Origin of the sequence: Synechococcus sp. R6-7 (genome assembly GCF_047461695.1) — a bacterium.
GTDB lineage: Bacteria > Cyanobacteriota > Cyanobacteriia > Thermostichales > Thermostichaceae > Thermostichus.
In genome coordinates, this window is sequence record NZ_JANSHS010000166.1 from 1 (window position 1) to 6412 (window position 6412).

Genomic DNA, 6412 nt, shown 5'->3' on the forward strand with positions numbered 1-6412 from the left:
CCCCCACAGGGATCCCTGCCCATCCAACAGCTCCACTTTCACCTGGCCCTCGGCTTGGAGGCGGCGCTGTTCCGGCAGCCATTCCACCCGTTGGGCCTGCAGACGCAGATTATCCCGCTCTGATTCCACCTCGACTTGACCCCTCAATTCCAGACGTCGTTCGCCGGGGTAGGCAGAGCCTTGCTCGGCGCGGGTGCGGATGGCGCGGTTGTCTTCGTCGAAGAATTCCCCCTGAACGGCCTGCAAATGGGCGGATCCCAACTGCACAGGAGCGGCACCATTTTCTGGGGGGGACTCATATTCGGCCAGGCGAGCCTGTAAGCGCCAGAGAATGGCACCATCCGGTCTGGCCTGGGTGAGGGTGATGTCTTCGTAGATTAACTGGGGAGTGGGAATGGGATCCGCAGGTGTGGGATCCCTGTCTGGGGATGGCTCCAGCGCTCCGCAGGCAAGGCTCAACAGGGCCAAAGCTGCCAGGGAGCTGAGGATGGACAAAGACCTGGACTGCATGGATCTTCTTCCTTGTGGGCGCTCTCCCCTACCCTAGCTTTCTTAGGACTCCGTCCCGCTGGCGCGATCAGCCGTATCCTTCCGCTGCGCTGAGCCGGATCCCGCTCTCGGCAAACCCGTGGCATCATCAGGGCAAGGGGTTTTCGGGGGCAAGCGTGACCCAACTGTTGCAACTTTTCATTTACGGCCTCGTCTTGGGCAGCATCTATGCTCTGGGGGCAATTGGGGTATCCCTCACGTTTGGCATTTTGCGCTTTGCCAACTTTGCCCACGGGGATCTGATGACCCTGGGGGCCTACTTCGGCCTGACATTTGTTGGGTTGGGTTGGCCAATTGGGGTCAGCCTGCTCCCGGCAGCTTTGGCCACGGTACTTTGTGCAGTTGGGATCGACCAACTCATTTATCGCCGCCTGCGCCGGGAGGCACCAGTGATCTTGCTCATTTCTTCTTTTGGCACCGCCCTGATTCTGCGCAGCCTGGTGCAGATCATCTGGGGGCCCAACAATCAGGTGTACCGCAGCGGGATCCAGTTGCCGTGGCGGCTTGGAGAGCTGCGCATCAAGCCCGATTGGGCGGTAATCCTGGCGGGAACAGCCCTGTTGGTGGTGGCACTGCATCTCTTCTTACAACGCACGCGGGTGGGCAAAGCGATGCGGGCCATGGCCGACAATTTTGAGCTGGCCAAGATTACCGGCATTGATACAGAGCGGATCGTCCTCTGGACTTGGGCCATTGGCGCAGCCTTGGCCTGTGCAGCAGGTGTGTTCCTGGGCATGGATACCCGTCTGCACCCCACCATGGGCTGGCGGCTATTGCTGCCCATTTTTGCAGCGGCCATTCTCGGCGGCATTGGTCGCCCTTACGGGGCCATTGCCGGAGGGCTGGTGATTGGCCTAGCGGAAGAGTTTTCCACCTTGGTGATGAACCCTGCCTATAAAACCGGGGTGGCCTTCGCCATTTTGGTACTGCTGCTGATCTTCCGACCCACAGGATTGCTGGGATCCCCGGGTGGGGGGGATGTCTGATGTTGAGCTACGGCATTTTCTTTTTGATTTTGGTGGGGATCTACGGCGTGCTGGTGCTGGGCCTCAATATCCAGTGGGGCTACGCCGGCATGTTCAACATCGGGGTGGGGGCTTTTTTTGCCGTGGGAGCCTATGCCAGCGCCATTGTCACCACACCCCCAAGCGCCGAGCATTTGGGCGGCTTCAATCTGCCCTTTTGGGTGGGTTTTGCCATAGCTGTGGCTGTCGCCGGGGCGATTGCCTTTTTGATCGGGTTGATTACCCTGAAGCTGCGTTCCGACTACTTGGCCATCGCCACCATCGGCATTGCTGAGATCATCAGCCAAATCCTGAGAAATGAGGGCTGGCTGACCAATGGCGTACGGGGAATTACCCGCATTCCACGACCCTTTCGCGGCTGGATCCCAGGTCAGGATACTCTTCTCTACTTGGGCTTGGTGCTGTTGATCTTGGCAGCGGTCTACTGGGCCACGGAGCGGGCCTATCGCTCCCCTTGGGGGCGGGTGTTGCGGGCCATTCGCGAGGATGAACCGGCAACCCTGGCTGCCGGCAAAGATGTGCTCCAGTTTCGCCTGCAAGCGTTTGTGCTGGGATCCATGCTGATGGGGTTGGCGGGGGCCCTCTACGCCCATTTTGTCAATTTCATCAGCCCAGAAGCCTTTCAACCGGAGTTTGCCACCTTTATCGTTTGGGTAATGCTGATCGCGGGGGGCAGTGGCAACAATCGCGGCGCCTTGCTGGGAGCGCTGGTAATTTGGGGGGTGTGGTCGGGCAGCGAGTGGCTCACCAACCGTTTGCCGCCCCAGTGGGCCACCCGGGCTGGCCCTTTGCGCATTTTGTTGATCGGGATCCTGCTCCAGGTGATTCTTCTGACGCGCTCTCAAGGATTGCTGCCTGAACGTCCGCCCAAGCCCGTCTTGGGCACTTCTCCTTCGCCTAAGCAGAACCCCGCAGGATAGGATTGGGTCGGCTCCAGCTGTCGTTGACGTGTTTGAGATAACCCAGCCCTCTGTCGTCATGACTCCGCGTCCCAAGGAAACTGACCCTTCCTGGCCACCCTGCAACCCCGACACGACGGGCTGCCCCCCTGATGCCGGACAACCAGGGATCCGGACTACACCCATCCAAGAGGGCTATGCTCTGCCGGAGCAGTATTTCAACCGGGAGCTGAGCTGGATTGAATTCAATGCCCGGGTTTTGCACGAGGCCCTGGATGAGCGCACACCTCTGCTGGAGCGGCTGAAGTTTCTGGCCATCTTTGAGAGCAACCTGGACGAGTTTTTCATGGTGCGGGTGGCGGTGATCCGTCGTCAGTTGGAAACGGGCGTGTTGGTGCTAACCCCAGATGGCCTTACACCGCAGCAGCAGTTGCAGCAGATCTCGAGCCACCTGCGCCCCCTGATTCGAAAATTGCACACTTGCTTCCGGCAGGAACTGGTGCCCAAGCTGGCGGAACAGGGCATTCACATCCGCGATTTTTCCGAGCTGGCCGAGTCGGAACGGCAGGAGCTGCGGGACTACTTTGAGAGGCGTTTGTTTCCAGTGCTCACCCCCTTGGCGGTGGATCCAGGCCATCCTTTTCCCTACATCTCCAACCTCAGCCTCAGCTTGGCGGTGGTGGTGCGGGATCCAGAGACTGGCAAGGAGCATTTTGCTCGCGTGAAGGTGCCCAACACCTTGCCCCGCTTTGTGCCGCTGCGGGATGGGGTGAGCTTTGTGCCGCTGGATCAGGTGATTGCCCACCATCTGGAAGCGCTGTTTGTCGGCATGCAGGTGCTGGAGTACTACCCCTTCCGCATCACCCGGGATGCCGATCTGGAAATCCAAGAGGACGAGGCCGACGATCTGCTGGCTGCCATTCAAGAAGAGCTGCGCAAACGACGCTTTGGCTCGGTGGTGCGCATGGAAATTGCCAGCCAAACTCCGGCAGCCATCCGACAACGGCTCAGCGAAGAGATGCGCCTCAACAGTGACTCGGTGTACGAAGTGGATGGCCTCTTGAGTATGGGGGGGGTGATGGCGTTTCTCAGCCTGGATCGGCCCGATTTGAAGGATCCCCCTTGGGGGCCGGTCACCCCGCCCCGCCTGCGCACTGCCTCGGTCAGCGATGAGCCGGTGGATATCTTTGCCGTCATCCGGGAAGGGGATCTGTTGGTGCATCACCCCTACGATTCTTTTGCCGCCAGCGTGGAACGGTTTTTGGAGGAGGCCGCCAACGATCCGCAGGTGCTCACCATTAAGCAAACCCTCTACCGCACCTCCGGCGACTCGACGGTGGTGAAATCCCTCATTCAGGCCGCCGAAAACGGCAAGCAGGTGGCCGCTCTGGTGGAGCTCAAAGCCCGTTTCGACGAAGAAAACAACATCCTCTGGGCCAAAAAGCTGGAGAAAGCCGGGGTCCACGTGGCCTACGGCCTGCCGGGGCTGAAAATCCACTGCAAACTGGCTTTGGTGGTGCGGGAAGAGGAGGGATCCCTGCGCCGCTACGTCCACATCGGTACCGGCAACTACAACCCCAAAACTGCCCGTATCTATACCGACCTAGGGCTGTTCACTTGCGATGAGACCCTCTGCAACGATGTTACGGAATTGTTCAACCTACTGACGGGCTACTCACGGCAACGGCAATTCCGCAAGCTCTTGGTGGCCCCCAGAACCCTACGCCAAGGCATGGAAGCCCTGATCCGCCGCGAGATGCGCCATGCCCAAGCAGGGGGCCAGGGGCGTATCATCGTCAAGATCAACTCTCTCACCGACCCGGAAATGATCCGGCTGCTCTACGAGGCCAGCCAAGCCGGGGTGGAGATCGATCTCATTGTGCGCGGCATGTGCTGCCTCAAGCCCGGGATCCCCGGCCTAAGCGAACGCATCCGCGTGATCAGCATCATCGGGCGCTTCCTGGAGCACTCCCGCATCTTCTACTTCTACAATGGCGGCCAGGAAGAGTACTTCATCGGCAGTGCCGACTACATGACCCGCAACCTGGATCGGCGCGTTGAGGTGGTTACCCCTGTGGAGGATCCCGCGTTGCAGCGGGAGCTCAAGGCAATCTTGGACATCTGCCTGACGGACAACCGGCAAGCCTGGGAGTTGCGCCCTGATGGCACCTACGTGCAGCGGCAACCCAAGCCAGGAGAGCCTGTGCGCTCCACCCACCAACGCCTGATGGAGCGGGCTGCCAGCCGCATTTAGCAGGATGACTCTCACTGCCAACCTCTCTCTCAGAGGGAGAGAGGAGCAGCCTCGCCGCTATCGGGAATGGCCACCAAAGCTCAGGATCCGGCGGTCTTGGCGGCCTCGGCCTCTTCCTCGCCCAGCGCAATTACCCGTTCCGTGGCCTGCAACGAAGACTGCAAGCTCTCCAACTTTTCCCGGCTGGCGCGGTTCAGCCACGACTCGATTGCATTCACCAAGAGCTGATCCACAGAGAACCAGCCGCCCCCATTCACCGCAAAGGCCAAGAAGATCGCTGCGTAAATGGCCGACAGCTCCAGATAGGGAACGCTGAAGCCGGCCACCTTAATGTGATGGAACATGGCCACTGCCATCGTGGCGAACAAACCCAACGCTGCCCCGCGGGTCAACAAACCCAGCGCCACCATCGGAGCTGCGATCAGCTCGGTATAGGCAGCTACATAAGCGAAGAAGATCGGGAAGGGCAACCCGATCACTTCTACATAAGCCGTCGCAAACCCTTCAATATCTGCCAGCTTGTCAAGGCCGTTGTGAATCATGAATAGCCCTGCCACCACCCGCAAAACGGTCCACGCCACTTGAGACCAGCGCGGAGTTACGCTGTCGTGACGCAAAGCCGAGGCGAGTAGCACGGGAAACTGCTGAGTGAGTGCCATAGGATAAAACCTGCGATGCAAAGATGAGCAAAGACTCTAACTTATTGTAACGATTCTAAATTTCTGTAACAAGGGTGGGACTCAGATCCCCAGTGGTCAAGGGATCCCATGCAAAAACAGGGATCCCATCCAGAAACAAGGTCTCCGGCCCGCTTTCGCGAAAGGCCTCCGGCCCGCTTTCGCGACCGGTCGGGTGGGTTTCCGGCGAGCTTTCACCGCAGGCGATTGCGCCACACTATCTCTGCTCTTGGCCTGGGACTTTTCCGGCCTTGCTGAGACCTGTCAACCTCTGTAAATGGATCCCTCATAATGGGTTCATTGGCTGCCTGTGTCGATATGGTTGCCGAATCTGTCCTCGCCTCTGATGTCAGCTCCGCCAAAGCCCAAGCCGGGAGAGAGGAGGGATCCCCGCCTGCCATTCGTTTGCGGAGGGTCAGCCGCAACTTTTCCGGGATCCAAGCGGTGGACGGGGTGGATTTGGAGGTGCAGCAGGGGGAGTTTTTTACGTTGTTGGGGCCGTCGGGTTCGGGCAAAACCACCTGTTTGCGGATGATCGCGGGCTTTGAGCGTCCGGATGAGGGGCAGATCGAATTGAACGGCCAGAATGTTTTGGGTCTGCCGCCCTACCGACGGCCTGTGAACACGGTGTTTCAGGACTATGCTCTCTTCCCCCACATGACGGTGGCGGAGAACGTTGGCTACAGCTTGATGATCCGCGGCATACCGCCGAAGGAGCGCCAAAAGCGAGTGCAAGAGGCGCTGGAGCTGGTACAACTGCCCGATCTGGGATCCCGTAAACCCAGCCAACTTTCAGGGGGGCAACGGCAACGGGTGGCCTTGGCGCGGGCTTTGGTTGGCCGACCGCAGGTGCTCTTGCTGGATGAACCTTTGGGGGCGCTGGATTTGAAGTTGCGCCAACAGATGCAGTTTGAACTCAAGGCCCTACAACACCGCCTTGGTCTCACCTTTTTGTACGTCACCCACGACCAAGAAGAGGCCGTAAACTACCCGACTCCGACCGCTAAG

6 protein-coding genes are annotated in these 6412 nt (G+C 59.5%); 4 read left to right on the forward strand and 2 right to left on the reverse strand.

Annotated elements, in window-relative coordinates:
* Window positions 1-510 (reverse strand): LPS export ABC transporter periplasmic protein LptC (lptC, locus tag NW815_RS05675; protein WP_414415797.1); only part of this gene is annotated, 510 nt, incomplete at its 3' end.
* A 155-nt stretch (window positions 511-665) separates the two neighbouring features.
* Here lptC and NW815_RS05680 point away from each other — a divergent pair.
* The 3 genes from NW815_RS05680 to NW815_RS05690 are packed head-to-tail and all read left to right on the forward strand — an operon-like array spanning window position 666 to window position 4727.
* Window positions 666-1535 (forward strand): branched-chain amino acid ABC transporter permease, encoded by an 870-nt coding sequence (locus tag NW815_RS05680; protein WP_414388243.1) that lies wholly within the window; start codon window positions 666-668, stop codon window positions 1533-1535.
* Window positions 1535-2494 carry a branched-chain amino acid ABC transporter permease gene (locus tag NW815_RS05685; protein ID WP_414388245.1) on the forward strand — a complete coding sequence of 320 codons (960 nt, stop codon included), beginning with the start codon at window positions 1535-1537 and terminating at the stop codon, window positions 2492-2494. Before NW815_RS05680 ends, NW815_RS05685 begins: the two co-directional genes overlap by 1 nt.
* Window positions 2495-2552: 58 nt before the next feature.
* A complete protein-coding gene (locus NW815_RS05690) occupies window positions 2553-4727 on the forward strand; it encodes an RNA degradosome polyphosphate kinase (RefSeq protein ID WP_414343684.1) in 2175 nt (724 codons plus the stop codon).
* 80 nt (window positions 4728-4807) lie between these two features.
* Here the strand turns inward: NW815_RS05690 and NW815_RS05695 are convergent, their stop codons facing one another.
* On the reverse strand, window positions 4808-5386 hold the full coding sequence (locus NW815_RS05695) for a DoxX family protein (protein WP_414388248.1): 579 nt from the start codon (window positions 5384-5386) through the stop codon (window positions 4808-4810).
* A 336-nt stretch (window positions 5387-5722) separates the two neighbouring features.
* Between NW815_RS05695 and NW815_RS05700 the strand changes: the two genes are divergently transcribed.
* Window positions 5723-6412 (forward strand): ABC transporter ATP-binding protein (locus NW815_RS05700; protein ID WP_414415798.1); only part of this gene is annotated, 690 nt, incomplete at its 3' end.